Here is a 1,016-nt window from a genome sequence, read left to right on the forward strand (position 1 = left end):
CGCACGGCGCGGGGCACGGTCGTCACGACGCTCGAAACCACCGCTCGGACGGCCGCCACGGTCGTCATCACGACGCGGAGCACGGTCGTCACGACGGAAGCTGCCACCGGAGCTGCTGCCACCACGGTTATCGTCGCGGCGGAAACCACCACCGGTGGGCCGGCTGTCGTCACGGCGCGGGGCACGGTCGTCACGACGCTCGAAACCACCGCTCGGACGGCCGCCACGGTCGTCATCACGACGCGGAGCACGGTCGTCACGACGGAAGTTACCGCCGGAGCTGCCACCACGGTTGTCGTCCCGACGGAAACCACCACCGGAGCTGCCACCACGGTTGTCGTCGCGACGGAAACCACCGCCCGAACTGCCACCACCACGGTTATCGTCGCGGCGGAAACCACCACCGGTGGGCCGGCTGTCATCACGACGCGGGGCGCGGTCGTCACGGCGCTCGAAACCCCCACTGGGACGGCCGCCACGGTCGTCATCACGACGCGGAGCACGGTCGTCACGACGGAAGTTACCGCCGGAGCTGCCACCACGGTTGTCATCGCGGCGGAAACCACCACCGGTGGGCCGGCTGTCATCACGACGCGGGGCGCGGTCGTCACGGCGGAAATTGCCACCGGAGCCGCCGCCTGTGGGCCGATTGTCGTCACGACGGAAGCCACCACGGTCGTTGTCACGGCGAGGTGCACCGGACCGGTCGTCACGACCACTACGGAAGCCGCCCTTGTCACCGCCGTCCCGGCGACGCGGCTCGCGCTCCGGACGATCGTCGGGAGAGTTGGTGGACATGGGTGTGACTCCTGTCATCGGGTACCACAGACATTCTCGCGCAGCCAACCGGCTGACGCGCTTCGAGAAAACAAAAAGGACCCTTGGTCCCAGCGTGAACGCTGGGACCAAGGGTCCTTGAAAGATTGTTCGGCGGCGTCCTACTCTCCCACAGGGTCCCCCCTGCAGTACCATCGGCGCTGAAAGGCTTAGCTTCCGGGTTCGGAATGTAACCGGGC

Annotated in this window: 1 rRNA gene and 1 pseudogene; both read right to left on the reverse strand. The window is 67.7% G+C overall.

Features of this window, described 5'->3' with window-relative positions:
- Positions 1 to 713, reverse strand: a pseudogene (locus AC07FA_RS22740) (hypothetical protein); the annotation flags it as partial.
- 212 nt (positions 714 to 925) lie between these two features.
- Positions 926 to 1,016: ribosomal RNA gene (gene rrf, locus AC07FA_RS22745) — 5S ribosomal RNA — on the reverse strand; the annotation flags it as partial.

It is taken from the genome of Streptomyces sp. NPDC045968 (assembly GCF_056430475.1).